Annotated in this window: 25 protein-coding genes and 3 pseudogenes; 15 read left to right on the top strand and 13 right to left on the bottom strand. The window is 61.4% G+C overall.

Annotated elements, in window-relative coordinates:
- The first annotated feature begins 67 nt into the window (after positions 1-67).
- Entirely contained in the window at positions 68-328 is a 261-nt protein-coding gene (locus tag ACYP5B_RS26705; protein ID WP_400098923.1) for a hypothetical protein, read from the top strand.
- A 97-nt stretch (positions 329-425) separates the two neighbouring features.
- On the top strand, positions 426-689 hold the full coding sequence (locus tag ACYP5B_RS26710) for a hypothetical protein (protein ID WP_400098925.1): 264 nt from the start codon (positions 426-428) through the stop codon (positions 687-689).
- A gap of 113 nt (positions 690-802) precedes the next feature.
- On the opposite strand, the gene ACYP5B_RS26715 is transcribed toward ACYP5B_RS26710, so the two are convergent.
- Positions 803-1,060: an H-NS histone family protein gene (locus ACYP5B_RS26715; protein ID WP_400098926.1), complete on the bottom strand. Its 258-nt coding sequence runs from the start codon at positions 1,058-1,060 to the stop codon at positions 803-805.
- A 282-nt stretch (positions 1,061-1,342) separates the two neighbouring features.
- The gene (locus ACYP5B_RS26720; protein WP_400098928.1) at positions 1,343-1,756 is read right to left on the bottom strand and encodes an NINE protein; all 414 of its coding nucleotides are present in this window, start codon (positions 1,754-1,756) and stop codon (positions 1,343-1,345) included.
- 349 nt (positions 1,757-2,105) lie between these two features.
- On the opposite strand from ACYP5B_RS26720, the pseudogene ACYP5B_RS26725 reads away from it, so the two are divergent.
- Positions 2,106-2,309, top strand: a pseudogene (locus tag ACYP5B_RS26725) (transposase domain-containing protein); the annotation flags it as partial.
- A 5-nt stretch (positions 2,310-2,314) separates the two neighbouring features.
- Here ACYP5B_RS26725 and ACYP5B_RS26730 read toward each other — a convergent pair.
- From ACYP5B_RS26730 to ACYP5B_RS26750, 5 genes and pseudogenes are all read right to left on the bottom strand, one after another.
- Entirely contained in the window at positions 2,315-2,848 is a 534-nt protein-coding gene (locus tag ACYP5B_RS26730) for a hypothetical protein (protein ID WP_400098932.1), read from the bottom strand.
- A gap of 81 nt (positions 2,849-2,929) precedes the next feature.
- Positions 2,930-3,808: an NAD(P)-dependent oxidoreductase gene (locus ACYP5B_RS26735; protein WP_459571740.1), complete on the bottom strand. Its 879-nt coding sequence runs from the start codon at positions 3,806-3,808 to the stop codon at positions 2,930-2,932.
- A 74-nt stretch (positions 3,809-3,882) separates the two neighbouring features.
- Positions 3,883-4,350: a MaoC family dehydratase gene (locus tag ACYP5B_RS26740; RefSeq protein WP_400098934.1), complete on the bottom strand. Its 468-nt coding sequence runs from the start codon at positions 4,348-4,350 to the stop codon at positions 3,883-3,885.
- Positions 4,351-4,375: 25 nt separating this feature from the next.
- Positions 4,376-4,558, bottom strand: a pseudogene (locus ACYP5B_RS26745) (acetyl-CoA C-acyltransferase); the annotation flags it as partial.
- Positions 4,559-5,021: 463 nt separating this feature from the next.
- Positions 5,022-5,321, bottom strand: a pseudogene (locus tag ACYP5B_RS26750) (DUF4158 domain-containing protein); the annotation flags it as partial.
- A 273-nt stretch (positions 5,322-5,594) separates the two neighbouring features.
- Here ACYP5B_RS26750 and ACYP5B_RS26755 point away from each other — a divergent pair.
- From ACYP5B_RS26755 to ACYP5B_RS26795, 9 genes are all read left to right on the top strand, one after another.
- Positions 5,595-5,903, top strand: a complete 309-nt coding sequence (locus ACYP5B_RS26755; protein WP_400098935.1) for an EthD family reductase — start codon at positions 5,595-5,597, stop codon at positions 5,901-5,903.
- 376 nt (positions 5,904-6,279) lie between these two features.
- Positions 6,280-6,822, top strand: a complete 543-nt coding sequence (locus ACYP5B_RS26760; RefSeq protein ID WP_318232507.1) for a hypothetical protein — start codon at positions 6,280-6,282, stop codon at positions 6,820-6,822.
- A gap of 705 nt (positions 6,823-7,527) precedes the next feature.
- Positions 7,528-7,980 (top strand): Ohr family peroxiredoxin, encoded by a 453-nt coding sequence (locus ACYP5B_RS26765; RefSeq protein WP_400098937.1) that lies wholly within the window; start codon positions 7,528-7,530, stop codon positions 7,978-7,980.
- An 86-nt stretch (positions 7,981-8,066) separates the two neighbouring features.
- Complete coding sequence (locus tag ACYP5B_RS26770) at positions 8,067-8,303, top strand: hypothetical protein (RefSeq protein ID WP_400098939.1); 237 nt, start codon at positions 8,067-8,069, stop codon at positions 8,301-8,303.
- Between the two features lie 173 nt (positions 8,304-8,476).
- Complete coding sequence (locus ACYP5B_RS26775; protein WP_400098941.1) at positions 8,477-8,935, top strand: MarR family winged helix-turn-helix transcriptional regulator; 459 nt, start codon at positions 8,477-8,479, stop codon at positions 8,933-8,935.
- Positions 8,936-8,958: 23 nt separating this feature from the next.
- Positions 8,959-9,210, top strand: a complete 252-nt coding sequence (locus ACYP5B_RS26780; protein ID WP_459571699.1) for a hypothetical protein — start codon at positions 8,959-8,961, stop codon at positions 9,208-9,210.
- Between the two features lie 397 nt (positions 9,211-9,607).
- Complete coding sequence (locus tag ACYP5B_RS26785) at positions 9,608-9,991, top strand: nuclear transport factor 2 family protein (RefSeq protein WP_400098944.1); 384 nt, start codon at positions 9,608-9,610, stop codon at positions 9,989-9,991.
- A 668-nt stretch (positions 9,992-10,659) separates the two neighbouring features.
- Positions 10,660-10,851, top strand: coding sequence for a hypothetical protein (locus ACYP5B_RS26790; RefSeq protein ID WP_459571700.1), 192 nt, complete (start codon positions 10,660-10,662; stop codon positions 10,849-10,851).
- A gap of 16 nt (positions 10,852-10,867) precedes the next feature.
- On the top strand, positions 10,868-11,494 hold the full coding sequence (locus tag ACYP5B_RS26795; RefSeq protein WP_400098948.1) for a PIN domain-containing protein: 627 nt from the start codon (positions 10,868-10,870) through the stop codon (positions 11,492-11,494).
- 223 nt (positions 11,495-11,717) lie between these two features.
- On the opposite strand, the gene ACYP5B_RS26800 is transcribed toward ACYP5B_RS26795, so the two are convergent.
- The 4 genes from ACYP5B_RS26800 to ACYP5B_RS26815 are packed head-to-tail and all read right to left on the bottom strand — an operon-like array spanning position 11,718 to position 15,390.
- Positions 11,718-12,449: a VWA domain-containing protein gene (locus ACYP5B_RS26800; protein WP_459571701.1), complete on the bottom strand. Its 732-nt coding sequence runs from the start codon at positions 12,447-12,449 to the stop codon at positions 11,718-11,720.
- On the bottom strand, positions 12,449-13,516 hold the full coding sequence (locus tag ACYP5B_RS26805) for a hypothetical protein (protein WP_459571703.1): 1,068 nt from the start codon (positions 13,514-13,516) through the stop codon (positions 12,449-12,451). Before ACYP5B_RS26805 ends, ACYP5B_RS26800 begins: the two co-directional genes overlap by 1 nt.
- Before the next feature lie 24 nt (positions 13,517-13,540).
- Positions 13,541-14,179, bottom strand: coding sequence for a TerD family protein (locus tag ACYP5B_RS26810; protein ID WP_400098954.1), 639 nt, complete (start codon positions 14,177-14,179; stop codon positions 13,541-13,543).
- Between the two features lie 14 nt (positions 14,180-14,193).
- Positions 14,194-15,390, bottom strand: coding sequence for a coiled-coil domain-containing protein (locus ACYP5B_RS26815; RefSeq protein ID WP_400098956.1), 1,197 nt, complete (start codon positions 15,388-15,390; stop codon positions 14,194-14,196).
- Positions 15,391-15,575: 185 nt separating this feature from the next.
- Between ACYP5B_RS26815 and ACYP5B_RS26820 the strand changes: the two genes are divergently transcribed.
- The 3 genes from ACYP5B_RS26820 (at position 15,576) to ACYP5B_RS26830 (ending at position 17,205) form a co-directional block, all read left to right on the top strand.
- Entirely contained in the window at positions 15,576-15,911 is a 336-nt protein-coding gene (locus tag ACYP5B_RS26820) for a hypothetical protein (RefSeq protein ID WP_400098957.1), read from the top strand.
- The gene (locus ACYP5B_RS26825) at positions 15,908-16,168 is read left to right on the top strand and encodes a hypothetical protein (protein WP_400098959.1); all 261 of its coding nucleotides are present in this window, start codon (positions 15,908-15,910) and stop codon (positions 16,166-16,168) included. The genes ACYP5B_RS26820 and ACYP5B_RS26825 overlap by 4 nt, the downstream gene beginning before the upstream one ends.
- Before the next feature lie 500 nt (positions 16,169-16,668).
- Positions 16,669-17,205 carry a dihydrofolate reductase family protein gene (locus tag ACYP5B_RS26830; protein WP_400098961.1) on the top strand — a complete coding sequence of 179 codons (537 nt, stop codon included), beginning with the start codon at positions 16,669-16,671 and terminating at the stop codon, positions 17,203-17,205.
- A 167-nt stretch (positions 17,206-17,372) separates the two neighbouring features.
- Here ACYP5B_RS26830 and ACYP5B_RS26835 read toward each other — a convergent pair whose 3' ends face one another.
- Both ACYP5B_RS26835 and ACYP5B_RS26840 read right to left on the bottom strand, forming a co-directional pair.
- On the bottom strand, positions 17,373-17,729 hold the full coding sequence (locus tag ACYP5B_RS26835; protein ID WP_400098963.1) for a SpoIIAA family protein: 357 nt from the start codon (positions 17,727-17,729) through the stop codon (positions 17,373-17,375).
- Positions 17,730-18,117: 388 nt separating this feature from the next.
- On the bottom strand, positions 18,118-19,098 hold the full coding sequence (locus ACYP5B_RS26840; RefSeq protein ID WP_459571704.1) for a LysR family transcriptional regulator: 981 nt from the start codon (positions 19,096-19,098) through the stop codon (positions 18,118-18,120).
- Positions 19,099-19,141 lie beyond the last annotated feature (43 nt).

The following is a 19,141-nucleotide window of genomic DNA, read 5'->3' on the forward strand; positions in this document are numbered from 1 at the left end:
CTAAGCCGCGGGCCCTTCCCACTGCGCAAGCTGAAATCGCAAACTACTGAATACCCGGAGAACCGCCATGACTACCACCCTCGCCATCAAAGACCTGTCCGTCACCGAAGAACTCGACGCCCGCGCCATGCGCGCCGTGCGCGGCGGCTTCGTGCCCTTCCTGCCCGTGTTCAGCGCGGTCAAGATCGACTCGACCTTCAACGCCTCGCAGCTGATCGGCCAGACGCAGAACGTCGTCAACATGAACGGCAACAACACGGCCTTCGCGGACGACATCAAGTCGCATGTCACCTCGACCCAGAACGCCCAAAACAACATCTATCGTTGAACGGCCCGGTAGATGTGGAGGTGGCCCCGCCACCTCCACTGGCAATCAGCCAATCAAGAGCATTTCAAGTCATCCAGTGAAGCCAAGGAGAACCAACATGCCATCCATCATCGTGCGCGACCTCGCCCTGACCCAAGAACTCGACGGCAAGTCCATGACCGCGGTACGCGGCGGCAATTCCTGGTTGCAAGGACTGGGCCCCGTGGCCAACGTCAATGTCAACGTCAACCAGAACATCGCCCAGCTGCAAAGCATCAACGTGAACACGCTCAACAACGTTGGCGTGATCGGCTCCGGCTTCGGCCCGCTGAGCATCGACGTCAACCCGTCGCAATGGGCCGCCACCCACGCCAAGGTATGAACGGCAGGCGCCCCCGCACTGTGGAAACCCCGAGGGTTCCACGGCCAGCGCGGGTGCGAAGGCACTATAACTCCGGCGTCGATGCAAGCCCCCCCTCTGCGCCAGCGGCGTGGCTATTGTCTTGTAGTACCCACCCGGAAATGTTCCACCGTCTGCCCGGCATGGATCGCTCGCTGCAGCCAGTCCGGCATGGCGCCGCGACCGTCCCAGCCCTGCCCCTGCGCGTTGCGATAGCGCACTGCCCCAGGCAGTAGCGGCGGGGGCTCGGCAAAGCAGCCGGCGGCCTGCAAGTCAGCTAGGGTAAGGCCGTGCTGGGCCATCTGGATGCGGATCCAGGTGATCGCTTGCGCGCGTTCGATTTCGATCGACATAGCGTAGGTGAATAGATTTGGGGCGGCGCAGGATCCCGCGTTGTGCCGTCTGGTGGGAGCGTTGGACTTCAGGGTTGTTCTAGGTGGTGGCTGCTGTGAGAATCATTGCCGGCGGGAGAATGTGGCCGCCCTCGCTGCTTGAATGCTGGAGCGCCTCTACCTGGCAGTTGCCCTCCTCGTGACGTACCTGCGCGGCGGCGTGGAGAGCTGGCGGACCGCTTCGGCACGCCCTGCAGCAGGCGAAAACGCCCCGGGCAGAGTTGCGCGCGAGCGTCGCTCCCGTTAGGGATATATCCTGTTCCTCCCGGACACCTGTTCATTCAGCGTCCAGAAGTCATACAGCACGCCGATCAGGAACAGGCCGCCGCTCAACAGGTAGATCAGGCCACTGATCCATTTGCCGATATACATCCGGTGCACACCGAAGATGCCGAGGAAGGTCAGAAGGATCCACGCTACGTTGTAATCGTACTTGCCGGGAGCAAACCGGTAGTCCGCTTCCCGGTCCATGCCGGGGATCAGGAACAGGTCGATGAGCCAGCCGATCCCCAGCAGGCCCAACGTGAAAAACCAGATCGTCCCGGTCACCGGCTTGCCGTAGTAAAAGCGATGGGAACCGGTAAAGCCGAAGATCCACAACAGATAACCGATGACTTTGCTGTGCGTATCACTCCGGGGATTGCTTGATGGATGCATTGTTCGTCTCATGCAGTGGTTTGGCGCGCTGATGACATAGCCTGTAGCACCGAAGCTATTTGGCGATCCATTGTACGGGCGATGGATTCCAATTCTACCCGTCTCCTTAGCCAGCCCGACGCAATGGAGCTCGCAGCTTCTCGCAAGCCGGGATCGAGCCAAAGCCCGCATAGCTGTCCCGAATCAGGCCGAGCGCCCGCGCCGCAAGGCCCGGCGGTCTCCGGTTGTTCGCCAGTTGCCCCTGGTGGCGATTCGGCAAGCTGGCGGGAGCGGACGATTGATTTTCTATTTAAATGAGCCGTTTAGTGGAGGCACGGCGGATTTTCACGATTGCCGAACTCGGCATAATCGCTCCAATTGGCTGTTCGCGGGGTCGCTGCGTGCCGGCCAACGTGCGGCCGCCATCATGAGCTTGATCCAGTCCGCCAAGCTCAACGGGCATGGTCCTTATGCGTGCCTGAAGGACGTACTCACGCGGCTATCGACCCAGAAGGCGGGTGACATCGCCGAGCTCCTGCCGCATCGCTGGACTCCCGCAGCCTCTGCAGCATAGCCCTGTCAATACGGGTTCCCCGGCTGCTTACAGTAGATTCCGCGCTCCGCGTCGGCCAACGGTCGGTTCTCGCCGGGGATTGCCTCCGCATGATGCAGCGAGGGGCGTCTTCCGAGCGCGAGCGGATGGTCGGCGATGGCAACAGCGCATCCTAGGCTGCTACCCTTGGGGTCCACGTTCTTGCGCAAGACGAACAGGCTGTAGCCCGCAAACCGATTGGCCACCGGCAGATACCGCGGCTGCACAGAGTCGTGTCGCGCTGAGCAGGTTGGGGGCACATCCCAGCCGCTGCCGGTCAGGTAGCGATTGGTCCTGAAGTTGATGCCGGAGGCTTCCCACTGATACCAGCTGGCCGTGGCGTTGCCGTCCGCACCCACGGCCACGCGGGGCGCATAGACGTCTCCCGGCACCGTGCCGCTGAACTTCCCCGGCAGGCCCCAGCCCGTGCCAGCCGCGTAGCGGTTCGCACCGCCGTAGGCGCCAACCCCGTTCTGCTCCTGCCAGACCGCGATGGCATTGCCCGCCCCGTCGATTGCCACATGCGGGGCGTAGCATTCGCCAAGAGAATTGTTCGAGACGACTGTCGAAGCCTGCCACCCGCTGGCGGAACGCGAACTCGATCATTTGCCGGATTCGGTTCTTGCCTCGAGTGCGTGGACGACGGCCGCCATGTCGGACTGGCCGTGCCCCAGCGCCAGCGTCTCACCGAATAGCGCATAGCAGACATCCAATAGCGGCGACGCGACCCCGGCTTCTCTGGCCGCTTCCGCAATCAATCGATTGTCCTTCAGCACATTGGTGATCGACCCCTGGACATCGAAGTCACGCATCACCAGCTTAAGAATTTTCACGCGTGAGATGCCGCTCGCCATCTGACCGGCGTCCACGATGGCGCGAAACTGCTGCATGTCCAGGCCATGCCGCTCGGCAAAATGAGCCGCTTCCGCAAGGCCGGCGACCGTGGTGATGAGAAACAGGTTCACCGCAAGCTTCATCAGGAGCCCGCTCGGAACCGGGCCGCACACGATCGTCTGATGGCACATTGGCTCGAGCAAGGAGCGGACGCTTTCGACGGCCGCGTCTTCACCCGCTAGCATCGCCACGAGGTGGCCCGCCTCGGCGGGCTTGCGCGAGCCCGAGACGGGCGCTTCCACATAGCTGCCACCGGCGTTGCGAATGTCGGCTTCGAGTCCGCGCGAGTAGTCGGGCGAGGTGGTCCCCATGTGGACGATCGTGTGGTGCACAATGTTCGCGCTGAACTGCGGCGTGCCGCGGGCGAGGACGGCGTCGATTGCGTCGCCATCGGTCAGCATCAGGAATACCACGCGGGTGCGTTTAAATATCTCGTCAGGGTTCGTCGCGACGATTGCGCCCGCCGCTCGCAAAGACTCGCTCTTGTCAGCGGAGCGATTCCAGACAATGAGTTGCGTGCCTGCGCGGGCCAGATTGAGCGCCATTGGCTGTCCCATGACACCTAAGCCGATGAAACCGATGCACATATTCACCTCTATCCCAAGGCGGTTGTTGCTTGTGGCGACACGGCATTCTTCTCCGGCAATCCCGCTTTGCGGTATCAACACGAATGTTGTTTCCGGCGCAGCACGACCATGTTCACGACATGCACCAGCACGGCCTCGTCGTCCTGGTTCAGGGTGGTCGTTCGGAGCTTGATCAGGCCCTGCTCTGGACGCGACGTTGACGGTCGCACCTCGATCACCTCGCACTCGACGCGCAACTCGTCACCGGGGCGCACTGGCCGGGGCCAGCGGCACTCGTCGAGGCCAGCGCCGACGAAGCCGCCAGCCGGCTTGAGTTCGGTCTCAATCATCAACCGCATCGTCACGGCAGCGGTGTGCCAGCCGCTGGCAGCCAGTCCACCGAAAATCGAGCGGCGCGCCGCCGCCTCATCGAGGTGGAAGGGCTGTGGATCGAATTCGGCAGCGAACGCGAGGACCCGTTCCTTGTCGATGCGCAGCCGCCCTGAACCGAACGTCTGCCCCACTGCAAAATCTTCTAGATAGCGCTCGCTCAACCGATTCATGATTCAGCCCCAGCTTTACGCAAGTTTCGAGCGCGAGCGGGATGTCTTCAACGCCGCCGATGCACAAGGTGACGATGCCCCGTTCGAAACCATCACGGCACATCGAATGAATGAGGCGGGTGGTGAGCACGGCCTCTGTTGCCCCGATCGGGTGGCCGCGGGCGATGGCGCCGGCTTCGACATTGACGATGTCCTGGGACAGCCTGAGAAAGTCTCCGCCTCGATCGCACGCATCGCCATCTTCCTGTAAAGTTACGGACCTGTACGTAACTATAATACTAGGAACAGGTCTGTTACTTTGTCAAGGGGCAATCAATCTATATGAACGCGTCCCTTTTGCGCTAGTTTGTCCACAGGCTTGTCCCCTCGTGCGGTGGAATGCCGTCTGACACTTCCGGCGCCCCCCTCAGGCCGGCCCGGGCTTGAACTTGGTGCGCGTCACTGGCGCCCGGCGCTTGGCACCGCTAGCGGCCTCGTTGGCGGCCTGCCAGATCGACTGCACGGCCTCGGCCGCGATTTGCTTGAGCGCGTCCCATTGCCGCTAGTCTCGGCAGTCCGTCTCACGCTCGGGAGTAAGCGCGATGGACCACTGGCAACTGGCATATACCGGCATGCGGCAGATTCCGCGCGAACTCCGTGAGTTCGAACTCGCCACGTTCTTCACCTTCTCCCTTGAGCCAGAGCGTCACGTAACGACGCTGACGCTCCGCCGTCGGGCTCAACTCGAGGGCTTGGTAGGCCTGCATCTGATGGTCCACCAAGGTATCGGTGCGGCCGTCATAGAGTGCGCCCAGCGTGCCCATATCCGGCGGGGTCACGCCGATCTGCGCGCCAACATAGGCCCAGAGGAATCGGGGCACCTGCTTGCAGGCATCGAGGGTGCGCCCCGTCATGCGGACAAAGCCGACATGAACGGCGCAGGCCAGGCGGTAAAGGTGGCTGCGCCGGGCGTCGACCAGGACTCGCTCCTTGGAGATGGGCTGCCGATTCAGATTGACACCACGTGCTCGCGTCAACCACCTTTCGATACTCTGGCGTTGCTTCACTCTGCGGCATTGCCGCACATCTCTGACTTGATGCCGGCAATAAAGAAGTCTATTGTGGCCGTTCGGTGCACGCTCCCAGCTCCTCGCGCCGATGGTGTAGCTTTCCTATAGCGTGTGAACCCCATTTCTGTCAGGACACGTATCGTCCGGTGCGCTTGATGCTCAGGCTCTATCTAACTCACGTTTGGAGAAACCACGATGGCAAAGCTAGTGGTGCTATACAAGAAGCCTGCGAACACGGCGGCGTTCGATTCATATTACTTCTCGACCCATGTTCCGATCGCCAAGAAGATCACCGGCCTGCGACGCTATGAGGTCAGCAGCGGCCCGGTTGCAAGCCCGGCCGGCGATTCGCCATTTCACCTGGTTGCGGTGCTGAGCTTCGATTCGCTGGCGGCGCTCCAGCAGGCAATGGCTTCGCCTGAGGGCGCCGCAGCAGCAGCTGACGTGGCCAATTTTGCCCAGGCCGGCGTTGACATGCTCATATTCGACACGAAGGAAGTTTAGGCCGGAAGTTCACGGCCCATTTTCTGCGAGAAGGGGATGTGCCCGCTATCACAAGGGCCGTGGCAGGCAAGCCGCTCGTCCGCAGCGGACCAGATTTACGCGCTCGCCGCATGATTTCCGTTGCCCCCCGGCGCCGCTCTGGCCACGCTCCTTACTGCGACAAAACCAGCCGCAGGCCGCGGCATCCCGCATCAAGGGTTCGCAAGGAGGAAGCAAGCCGTCCTCCAGACTCCCAAGCGCCACTCCCTGTGCCCGCCTTCTACCAGGCACGTCACGCCGCCGGCCTGCCGCCTTGGTACAGGCGGATGTATCTCATAAAATGAAGTTTCACCTTGGAAAGCGGCCGTATTTCGGCCGCATATCAAAAGAGGATGTCATGGAACTTCACATGCAATCGCATCGCTACACGCATCGGTGGCCGGACTGGCCTGCGGCGGCTCTGGCAGGCGTCGTATCCGGATTGGTGTTCGTGGTATTCCTTGTGCTCGATCTGCTTGCGGCGATGTTGATGGGGGCCAGCGCCTGGAAACCGCTGACCATGATCGCAGCCATCATGCTGGGGCCGGACGTGCTCACGCAGGCTGCTACCTTTGAGATCGGCGAGCTGGTTGCTGCGGTGGTGGTCCACTTTGCGCTGGCAGTCGTGTTCGGCCTGATCCTGGCCACGATCATGGCGCCCTTCCACTTCGATTCGAGCGTCGGTATGGCCTCGCTGGTGGGAGCCGTCTTTGGTCTCGTCTTGTATTGGGTCAATTTCTATGGGATGACCGCGGCCTTCCCGTGGTTTGCCGAGGCCCGGAGCTGGGTGACCGCGATTGCCCACATAGTGTTCGGCCTAGTCGCCGCCGATTCCTACCTGAAACTGGAGCGGCCGATGGAAGGTCCCGCCCGTAACGATGCCGACTCCGCGCAGGCCTAAGGGCGCCCATCGATGACGCGCGCCGCATCGCGGCAGCGGCGAGGCGCGCGACATGCAGGCGGGTGCCCGACACCGCACCAGCATAGCGCGTGCCTGTCTAGTCGACCCGGGCCGCGAGCGCGGAGCTGCCCTCGGACGTTGTGCACGCCCAGACTCGCTCCAGCCTGCTAAAAATGCCAAGCCGCAGCGCCGCCATCGCCACTGCCCATGAAGACTGCCGCCTATCCCTATCGGTCAGCGCAGGAACGAGGAACATCGAGCTGCTTGCTGCTGGCATCTCTTGATGCACTTGCTATTGGGCGCGCTGCTCTACTACGGCGTGCACTGGCACAGCACCGCGCCGGGAGGCGTTGAAGCCGACTGGATGTCGAAATGCACTGCGGCGTAGGCCGCACTGCACGTCCAGATCTCCTTGCCATCTCGGTAGAATATGGCACGTTTGCCATCACAAAAACAACGCGCCTGCGGAAATATCGCGGCATGATCGAATAACAATCCTCGCTGTAGCGCCGCCAACGAAGTACTCGATTCCGAGATCCTTCGCAGTGCGATCCAGTATGCCTCGTGAAGCACATTCTTTGCCATTGGATACGCCCAGCCTTTTTCCCTTGACAAGGCGCGACCCATGTTCCATCATGAATTTAATCGCATGCGATCTAAACGTATGCGATCAATATAGAACCGACAACCACAGAGATCCATTCCATGAGCAAGATCGAAAAAGTCCTCGCCACCGGCAAGACCCACACCACGCACAGCAGCGCCGGGGTTACATCGCGCGGCCACAACGGCACGCTGGACATTGCACTGTCGCCCGGCAACAGCGCCACCCCGGCGCACGTGTTCCCGGCCATCCAGCCGCACCCGACCGCGGAACAGCTGTTCGCGGGCGCCTGGTCGGCGTGCTACATCGCTGCGGTCGGCCTGGTGGCCGGGGAAATGAAGCTTGAGCTGCCGTCCGACCTGGCTGTGGACATCGAAGTCGACCTGGGCCAGACCGGCGCGGAGTACTTCCTGCAGGCACGCCTCAATCTGCGCGTGCCGGGCCTGCCGCAGGATGTCGCGACGGAACTGGCCCACGCGGCCGATGCAATCTGCCCCTACTCGAAGGCAACGCGCGGCAATATCGACGTGGCGCTGAACGTCCTTACGTCGTAATTCCCCGACTTTCTCATTACCGCAAAATGATCGTATGCGATTAAATCGCATACGTCACAAATTCACCTGACGCAAGGATGCTTACCATGAGCACGATCATCACCATCGCCCGCTACGCCGTTGTCGCCGCCACCCTGCTGACCGCTGCCGCCGCGCAAGCCGCCGGTTCAGCGCGCGCCCCCTTCACCGATGGCACCCGCTCGGTCACCAGCGCAGCCGATCCGTACACAGACGGCGCCCGCTCGGTACACGGTACGCGCAGCCCGTATTACGACGGAGCCCGCGGCAAGGTCGACCCTTACCTCGACGGCGCGCGCGCCTGAGACCGCACAGCGCCGCGGAGGCCAGATGGTGCGGACGATTTGCTGCCGGTCGCGGGCGCCCTTCCCTTGGGCTGCCGTGACCGCCGCGGAAAGTTATAGCACCTGCGATCCAATCGCATACGATATATAATCGACGCTTGCGATCCATCCATGTTTGGGCAACGAGGCAGCAAATGAAATCCACCCACAAGCCCACCGAAAACCCGACGCTCTCGGACTTCCTGTGCTTCGCGGTCTATTCCGCGAACCTCGCCTTCGGCAAGGCCTACAAGCCGATCCTTGAGCAGCTGGGGCTGACCTATACGCAATACATCACCATCGTTGCGCTATGGGAGCAGGACAACCAGACCGTCGGCAACCTGGGCGTGAAGCTGTTCCTGGAGTCGAACACCCTGACGCCGATCCTGAAGAAGCTGGAGGCGATGGGCTACGTGGAGCGGCAGCGCGACCCCGAAGACGAGCGCCAGGTACGCGTCAGCCTGACCAAGGCCGGCCGCATGCTGCGTGAACGGCGTCTGGAGTCCAGCCTCGCTGGCGCGACCGGCCTGGCCCCGGACGAGTTCGCACGGATGCAGAAGGCAGTTGCGTCGCTACGCAACAACCTTATCCAGTCGGTGAAAGACAGCGAATGAACAAGCACACAGGATCCACTGCCATGACCAGCACAGCCGCCCGGTACAGCCCGATCAGCTGCGAGTTCCACGACCGCCTGGAAGACCTCGCCACCGTGCGCAGGCCCACGCAGATCCGCTATCGCGACGCCGATGGCACGCCACAGCAGCGCACCGCGACCATTACCGACGTGTACAGCCGCGGTGGCGCTGAATACCTGACGCTCAATACTGGCGAAACCCTGCGCCTGGACCATCTCGTGGAAGTCGACGGCGAGAAGCTGGCCGATTCCTGAGCAAAGACAGCGCATCGGCCGGACGCAGTCACCGGCCGCTGCTTACGCCAGCGCCACGTCTCCCGCCAACGCACGCTGCCAGCTAGGCGGGCTGCCTATGCTGGCGGTCAAGTGTGTGCAGAAGGCCTTGACCTTGGCGCTAGCATGCTGCGTGGCGCGCAGCAGGTAATTACCGCCGGGCGTGCGGCATCCTTGCATTGTTTTTGGCGCTGGGCCAGCACAGCCGGCGACGTACCGTCCACGAAACAGTAGGCGTAGATCACATTGCGAGTCGCCCGCAGTCAAACCCAGACGTCAAACCCGGCACCACGGCCCTTGAATGGGACACCATTGCGCTCTAAGTTGGAGACACCCGCCCCTGCGATCGCAGGGCCGGAGTGTGCAACCGGAGACAATAATGACAACCCCGATTTCTGTCGTGAAAACAGCCTATGAGGCGTATGGCCGCGGCGACGTCAATGCCATCCTCGATCTGGTGGCCGACCAGGTCGACTGGAAGATGGTAGGGCCACCGCAGATTCCCTACACCGGGCAACGCACCAGCAAAGCCGAAGTCGCCAGCTTCTTCGCACAGCTCGCACAGGCGGATGACACAGAAATTTTCGAACCGCGAGAGTTTATCGAGTCAGGCGAGCATGTGGTTGTACTCGGCTTCTTACGGGGAACCGCGCGTCCTGAAGGTAAGTTGGTTGAAACCGAATGGGTGCACGTCTTCACGGTCGTCGACGGCAAGATTCGGCGCTGGAAGGGCTTTGCCGATACGTCGATCCGCTTTCTATAAGGTAAGACCGGCAATTTTCCACCCGTCGGATTCCCAGGCTTTGTCAACTTGGCAATATCGAGACAAGGCAGCGGGGAGCGTGCCCACTGCTCAGGAGACGGTTGACGGATTTTTGACCACGTCAGTGAATTCATACCAGGTAGCGAATCGCGCAACGAAGTGTTTGCAGTAGAGCGAAGCGCGCAGCAGATGCCACTAGCACCTTGTCAGCCCTCTTCATTGCAATGCATTTCGCAGCTCGCTTCTTGGCCGCGTCTATGTTGTCGGAATATCACTCCCCGGTATGAGCGCTCGTCTGGACAGCGGCCCCGATCAGAAGCGGAGCGATAAGACTTTTCACTGGCGTTCCTTTGCGAACGTTCCGGTCACGTTTCATTTGTTTCTCCTTAAAGGTATCAGATGGGTTCGGGTGCCACGTCGCGCACAGCAGTAGTACCGACGTTCAACGTAGCTACCCCATTCTTGCCAATAACGGACAGAGTCAAGTTTTCATAATTTCAGCGACTGGAGAGGGCCGTGCGATGGTTGCCGCGTAGCCATTTCACATCTACACTGCCAGCCACCGGTTCCACACCGTCGTAGGGGTCAACATCAGCTTGCCCCAAGCGAGCAACTACAACACGGCCCGGCTGGCAGCCCGCATGCTGCCTAACAATCGATCGGAGACGATGAAAACTACAAGCAAACAGCGCGGCTGGATCGTCCACAGCGGAGACGACTATCTCTGCCCAAAGGACGGCGACGTAGGCTACACGGCTAACTTGATCGATGCCGGCACGTTCGGCACCGAAGAAGAAGCCACGGAAGCGGGCCGCGATCATTGCGATCCGGGATTTGTGGTGATGCGCGACCCACGCTAACGAAACGGATAAAAGGATGCCCGGCCCGATAATTCTCGTCGACATGGAGAACATCCAGCAGCTCGCACCGGGTGCGCTGCCTGGGGGAGCCCGCCTGATTGTCTTCGCCGGTGCCAGCCAAAAGTCCATTTCTCTGGATCTTGTGATCGCAGGCCAGGCGCTTGAGCCGCCGGCACAATGGATCCGAGCCAGTGGCAGCGGTCGCAATGCACTGGATTTCCACATCGCCTTCGAGCTGGGGCGACTCGCCGAGCGTGGCGAGCGCGGCCCCGTCTTCGTCCTGTCGAAGGACAAGGGCTACGACCCACTCATTGTCCATATCGCCAGCGGCGGCATGCCTTGCAAGCGCGTTGAATCGCTTTCGGAAATTCCATCGCCCGCGAAGCCGAAGAACGGTGTTTCCGTGCAAGCCTCTGATGGAATTGATCTTGGCGCGGCCTTCGCCGCGACTGTCAAGGTACGCGAGATCTTGGGCCGGTCACCGAAGACTGCACGGCCGGGCAAGCGCGCGACCTTGGTCAAACATCTCAAGGCGATGGAGCACTTGAAGCTGAAGGACAAGGATATCTCAGGTGTCATTGATGAGATGCTAGCCACGAAGCTGATCGTGGAGGACAAAGGCAAGCTCTCATACAATTTCTGATCCGAGAGGACCCGACTGCGGGATGCCGAAATGCTTGACGCGATTGCAGAAGACGTAGACCGCCGCGTCAAAGGGATTGAGCCCAAGGCTCCGACCTATCGCCGTCAGGCTTGCCGATCCCGCTGTCGCCGCCACCGGCTCCTCGCCAGATGGGTTCCGCCGACGCTTACGTCTCGACGAGGTTTTCCTGCATCGCCGGCGGCCGTAGCCGCCGTGCCGCGACTTAGGACTTTAACCAGGTAATCAGCTCTTCGCTGATGAAGCGTGTGTTCAACTCGTCGTCCGACAGGGCCACGAATGCACGCAAATTGTCGATGCCAACAAATCCCGTGTTATCGAACTCGTCGCCCAGCTCTTCTAGGAATGGGAAGCGACTACCCTGGTTAGACACGCCGATGAATAGGAAGTAGACCTCGTCCTTGCGTTCCTGAGATGCGCGCAGCACGTCCAGCGTGCGGCCCCTATCTGAGTTTGCGCCGTCAGTGATGACAATCACAAGACTGCGGCGCTTCTCACCGGACTGCGCTACCTTGTCCTTCTTCCCGAAGAAGCGACCGATGGCACTCGCCCTCTCAACGATTTGCGCCCAGCCGAAATGCGCCAGCATGCGCTCGAGCACGTAGGAGTAGTCCGTGCCGCCGTTCCAGCCGTTGACCTTGCCAATAATGTGCTTCTTCACGAAGCCCTGGTAGTTGTCGGCGTTGATGGGACACACATCTTCGACGTGTGACGCGCCGTCAGAGAAGGTAAAACAGTCGACCTTCTTGTCCGGGTCAAAGGCGAGGCCCCAAGGAATCAGGCGCGTGAGCAGGTCATTGGTCACGCCGTCACGATGTTCATCTTCAAACGAGCCCGACACGTCCAGTGCGACGCCAACTTCGAGCTCGGGCGGCTTCTCCACGCCAGCCTTCTGTAGGTTGAGCACCAGAGCCTGGGTCGCTTTTTCGAGGTTCATTACGAGAGCCATGCATTCTTCCTTTCAATAAATTGCGTCAGATCACTGAGTTTTTCCAGCACCAGGTAACGTTGTGTTTCGTTCGGCTTGTCGGTCAGACCGGCGAGTTGCCCATACATCGCGGGCAGCTTGACCAGCACGCCGTCCTGCACCAGGAGCACCAGTTCTTTGAGTCTCGTCTCGTCCTGACGCAAGGAGAGAATATTCTCCTGCGCCATGGTTTGCGACGTGGTAAGGGCCATCAGCCGCGACTGCAGCAACAGTGCCTCATCCGTGCGTAGGCCCTCCAGCAGGTACTCGCCGGCGAGGAAGACCGCTTCCAGCTCGTCCTGGGCGGCCACGTAGCGCGCTTCCAGTTCCGCGAACGAAGACAGCAACGCCATTACCGCCTTCCCGTCGGTCGAGAGCCGAGACTCGAGCTGGCGAATCTCCGCCTCGTTTCGCATCCAGACTGCGTTCGCTGACTTCTTCAGGAACCCGCCTGCCATTGCATCCAAAATCTCAGCCAGCAGCCGGTGCAAGCGGGTCATCAGCGCAGCAACCTGTCTCGGGGCAGTCGCCTCGAGCAGCTGCAGCCGGTCCTTGACGACTGGGTTGACGTTCTCCTGCGCGGCCACCCCGAAGGTCAGCCAGTCCGCCGAGCCCATGCTGTCGGCCGCAACCCCTGCCAGTACCGCGCGCGCCTGGGCGATACACTCAGGCTTCGCGGCAGGAAAGCGGCGCGCCAGTTCCTCTAGCGTGACCGAGACCACGCGACGGACGCTGCCGGCCATCGCAGACGGATGAACCGGTGCAGCAGCCTCCGGAATCCGTTCGACAGCGACGGCTGACACGGCAGTAGGCGCCGGCGAAGATGCGGCGGTGACCGGCGCGCTCTGGCCATTCGAGGGCAGTGCGGTCGGCCTGATGACAGTCGGCAAGGGTACCTTCGCGGACGCCGCGACGCCGGGCAGGGCCGTGGGCTGGATAACGGTCACTTGAGGACGCGTCTGGAGGCCGCCATCCACGGCAGGCGAGGCCGGTGCGCTAACCGCGTCACCGCCAATCACCGTGACCTTGTACGTCATGATGGAGAGCCTCCCGTCGACTGCTTAGGAGAAGTGGCCCAGCACGCCGTTGAAGTCGGTATTGAATCCCACGCCGACACCGATGAACGAGGCACCGTTGCCGTCCACCACGATGGAGCCCATCTGCACGCCGACGAAGGCGCCGAACTGGCTGGACAGGCCTACATCGAGCTGGGGCTGGCCCGCACTGTTTTCGATGATGACGCGCGCGTTCTCGACGTGCTTGAAAGTCTTGCCAGACGCCTGCGGGTGAATCATCGCGAGCAGGGGGATCTCCAAATGGCCGGCCGCCGGCATCGTGAGCAGGCGCGGCTTGACGGTGACATACTCGTCGTCGCCCGCCAGGCTGCCGTCGCGCGCATCCGGGCTATGGACCAGCGCGCCGCCATGCACCGAGAACGTCTTGTCCGCGGCCAGCGGCAGCGTGCCGGCCTTCACGCCACCTTCGAGCATGCGCTCGACGTTGTAGGTGGACAGGATGTCGCCGAGGCTCGACGCCTTCGCGCCGCTGCCGGTGTTGACGGTCACCAGCGCGTGCAGGTCGAGGTCGGTATTGCCGTCCCACGACAGGCGCACCTTGAACTCCTCGCCCTTGTTCAGGTTCAGGGAGAGCTTCGGTGAGGCTTCGCCCGGCTTCGACAAATTCAGTACCAGATTGCTCATGCTATTTTTTTGCGTTAGAAGGATTGCGGTGCGACCGCAGCCGCGGGATTGAGTTGACTACCGAGGTTCAGCAGGTCCTGCCGTACTTGCGACATTGTGTTGCGGGCTTCCTCGAACTTCGCCTGATTCGCGGCGCGAGCGGCCTGCACGATGGACTGCAGCGCCTGCGTATCGGCAACGACGCGTTTCAGGTTATTGGCCTGATCGAGGCGATTGCTACCCGGGGCCGTAGCGGCCGTGGCCACTACGTTCTGCATCAGCCGGGAGCGCACTTCCTGAAGGTTCTTGTCCAGGTTCGCGCCGGACTGGCCAAGACGCTGGACGTTTTGCACCAGTTGTGCGCCATGGATCGTCAGCAGCGTCATGCGGATGCTTGCGAAACGGTCGCCCATCGTGACGATGAGTTCTTGCAGCGTCGACACGCCTGCATTCTGCAGCTGGCGAATCACCAGTTGTTCAGCCGGCAGCTTAGTCATCATGGCTTCACGGGCCAGGGCAACCGATTCGAGCGACTGCAGCTTGTCATGTATCTCCTGCTGCCGGGAAATGTCCTGCCCTGCCGCAGCCAGAAGAGCCGGTGCTTCGGCTCGCGCCTTCTTCAATGCGTTGTGCAGGAAGGCCGTTTCTTCCGCGAATGCGACGAAGCTTTTGCGGTATTCCGCCTTCTGCCCATCCATCCCTTGCAGTTCGTCGGTGAGCTTGTTCATTTCGATACGGAGCTTGTTCTCCATACCGTTGACCTCGTCGCTCAGGGTCTTCGACTTGAGCTTGGCGATGCGTGCCAGGTCCTCGTAGACCTTGTCCATCGCGCGCTGCATCGCCTTCTTGCTGAACAGGCCGATGATTCGGTCCTTGATGCCCGGCTTGGCGTTCAGGATGGCGTCGGCCAACTCGCCGAGCTTCTCCTTCGCCACCGCGTCGTTGAGCGCGTCCACCAGCTTGAACAGTTGCGGGTTATCCGCCTTGTTGATGCGGGCTAGGAAGCCGTCGAGCACACGGTTAAGGTTGAGCGTGGGCTCGGCCCCGAGCGTGACGATTTGAGCCTGAGGCATTGCGGCGAAGTTGAACGCCGCCAAGCGGCTCTCGATGTTAGTCAGCTGAGCAGGCTCGAGCATGACCGGGAAACTCATGGGCAGCGCCACGCCGAGCGCCGGCTCCATGTTGGGGTTCAGCGCGGTGTCGTGCACCGCAGTGATGGCAGTCGGTTGCATTGATTGTTCCTTACGCAGTCGCGGCGGCCTTATACTCGTCCACTAAGCTGCTGGTTGCCAAGCTGCACCGCATGCAGTACGGGCGTTTCTAGCCCACTAACCGAATGGACAAACTGTTGCCCTTGGGCGGTAGGCCGTAAGTTCTCGTTCAAACCGGCGTAATACTTACTACAAATGTGACCTACATGTCCAGCAGCGTAATCGATCTTGGCAAGTCCATGCTCAAGGCGGGCTCGCTTTATCTTTGGGAGATCGTGTGCTGCTGCGTTGCTGGGCTGGTGCTCAGCATGATTGCATTTGCGTTCGTGGCCAACAGCATCGAAGGCACGGGCTGGACGCTGGCGGCAGTGGCATTCCTGATTGGCTTTCCCGTGGCTTATTACTTGGTCGGCCACCAGCGGGCGCTCGACCGCGTGCTCGGTGCGCTCGCGAACGCCCATGGCGAGCGCTGCTACGATGCCACGCTAGGCCGCTTCGTCGCTTCGTCGCCTCGTTGCAAGTGCAGAAGCCCGGTGCATTGACCAGCCTGCTTGCCAAGCCGCAAGCATTGACCGCCCGTTTCCGTGGCATTCTCGAAGACGGCGAGTTCAAGCCGCGGCTGGCACGCCGCGTGGCCCTGCATTTTGCGGACGAGGTGATAGCGACGGTGCCGTTTGCAGGGCTGGCTGTGCAGGACGCACCTGCTGCCAGCGCATGGCTGCCGTCACCACGCTGCAAGACCAGTTCGACGCGTCATGGCAGCCTTTCCTGGTCGTGGCCGCGGGCCAGGCCGCCGTAGCCGTCGCTGCCTGGTGGTGGCTGTCTCGGTAAGCGCATCGTCACCCTTCGGCATGGAACAGGGCGGCATGCGCCGCGCCACATTGCATTGGCGCGCGTTACCAAGGCGACCGAGTCCCCCGAGCCCGGGTCGCCTCAGGGGACTCGGTCGGTGCGTGCAGAGAAGAGCTTCAATATTCTTGAACACTCGCCAGGCTTTCCGCAGCGGTCGACGACCAAGCGACAACGAAACGGCCTATCGCAGTGGCCCGAACAGATGCTCAAGCACGGCATCCGGCGTATCGAGCGCCGTGAACGCGCTGCGAGGAATGTCCCACTGATTGGGCCGCTCCAACTTGGCACCTAGCGCGACGCATTGCGAACGCCTGCCTTCAGCGATAATGGCCATTCGAGCGTCGCAAACTTCATGGATTGTGTCTGGCGGGACCGAAGAGTCTGCGCCTACGGGGCCGAGGCGCCGGCTAAAGCTTGAGCGCGATCCGACAGAACAATAGATTGACAATGATCACTGGACACGTCTTTATTGCTACCAGCCTTGACGGCTTTATCGCCCGACCCGATGGGGACATCGACTGGCTTCTGAAACGGGATGAGCCGGCAGAAGACCATGGCTATCCGACCTTCATCGCCGACAAGGACGCGATCGTTATGGGCCGAGGCTGCTACGAAAAAGTCCTCACGCTGGGCGAATGGGCTTACGACAAGCCCGTTCTGGTGCTGTCCCGGCAATTGGCCGGCAAGCCAGTGCCGGAGAGGCTGCAGGGAAAGGTGCGGTTCTCGGATAGCACGCCCACGGATGCGATGAAGCAACTGGAGGCTGCAGGCGTGCGTCGCGTGTACGTCGATGGCGGTCAGTTGGTTCAGTCGTTTCTGCGCGACGGATTGATCGCTGATTTGGTGGTCACCACCGTGCCAGTGTTGATCGGTGCAGGCAGAGCATTGTTCGGCGCCCTGCCGCGCGACGTCAGTCTGGCGCTCGAATCGAGCCGGCACTTTCCGTCCGGCCTAGTGCAGTCGACCTATCGCGTGCAGTGCTAATTTGTGAAGATGCATGATGAGGCTTGTACATCTGGCGCCGCGATCGGCACTATCTCGGTAGACGAGACTTGTGCGTGGTTTCAACCCACTCGAGGCGGCGCACTGCCAATACGAGCTGGCCCTACTCGGCGATGGCCTAGGACGATACGAGATTCGCCGGGCGGCACTCAGGCGTTGATCCAGGCGCGCGCCTGATCCAGCTCGTTGACGTGGAACACCTTGACTTCGGCCTTCGTAAAGAACCGCGCCAGATGCATCGAGGCGTGGATCCATCCCGCGTCGGCCACCACGGCGGCACGCGTGATTTTGCGGGCCAAGGGAACGCCGAGCGTCAGGTCGGTCCACAGCGCCTTTGGCTCGATGCCGGTGAAATGCTCGATGCGTTCGAGCACTCGGGTCTTGCCGTTCAGTTCGAGATCCTCTCGCATGCGCTCGATGGCTTCGCGCAGCTCGCGGTCAGTGATTTTCCCTTCGACGGAAATCTCGACGACTGGGGAATCGGGGTCAGTGTGATACAGGATCATGGCAGGACCACTTGGCTGGGGAGACGTTACACGCTCAGGCACGGACAAACCTAGCGTTCGATCACCTCCTGATCGTACGCCTTTTCACACGGCTCGGATCGCACGGGTCCCTGTGTTCGCCAGAACTGGACCCAGGAACTGTGAGACAAAACCCACTAACTGTGAGACGTGACACCCGGGATCGCATTCTAATAGTTACGCTTGCATCACAAATTCGCTTAGCGCTTCTGTGTAGTACATATTGCATCACTTTTACCTCTTCTTGATGATCTTTCTTCTCAAGAACAGGGAAAGGAACGCCACCCAGCCAGATTAGCGGGCCGCCCCTGGTAGCCCGGGCCCGGATCGGCCGGGAGCCGACCCGCGATCCTCGGGCGCGCAGGCCAAGCTACACGAGCGCCTCTTCAACGGTTCGGGCTGCTTTCGCGATCATCTCGCGCAGCCACGCGTGACCCACGTCGTGCTCGTCGCGGCCATGCCAGACCGCACGCATGGTCTCAGTTCCAGCTTGGTACGGCGGATCTCGTCGAACTAGGTCTCCGCTCTTTGTAAGAGCCATGGCCAGGGACGCGGGCACAATGGACAGCATGTGCGTATCACGAAGCAGCGCTGGAATGGCGAGCGCGTGCGGGACGGTGACTCTCAGCCGCGGCACCTCCTTCGATTCAAGGAGCGCTTCCTCCAACGCACGCCGGTCGAACATCTCCGACTGGCGCGCGAGGCCCCGCTCAACGATGAACCCCCCTACCGCGCCTTCCTCCTGCCCGCCGACGGATAGGGTGACAAGCGGATACTTCGTCAGGTCGAGGAGCGTGAGCTTCCGGCGGGCAGCCGGATGTCCCTTGCGCATCAAGATGGATTCTCCTTGGGACATCAGCGTTCGTGAGTTCAGGCGGGGTGGAACCTGGGAAAAGATGCCGATGGCAAGGTCGATGCGTCCCAGGTCGATCTGCTCGGCCAAGTCCAGCCGCGTAGACGGCCGGATGACGAGGTCCACGCCCGGGGCGGCCTTTTGTAGTTCGCGGGACAAAGGTGCAACGATCACTTCAGTGACGTGATCGTTCGCCGCGATAACGAATCGCCGTCGGGATTTGTCGGGAGAAAACGGCTCCACGCCGAGGGCATCCTCGATGCGGCGCAGCGAGTCAAGCAGGGTCGGCGCCATCGCCGTTGCACGGCCGGTCGGCACCATGCCCTTCCCCATGCGCATGAAAAGCTCGTCGCCGACAAGCTCGCGCAGCCTGCGGAGCGCATGGCTAACCGCCGATTGCGTGAGATTGAGGCGCTTGCCCGCCAGTATCAGATTGCGCTCCTCGTAGACGGCCTCGAACACCTTCAAAAGGTTCAGGTCCGTGCGGCCGATGCTCATGACGTCACTCCGTCAATTGAATAGCATGCATTATGCAATTGCA

Source organism: Cupriavidus sp. 8B (assembly GCF_054589115.1).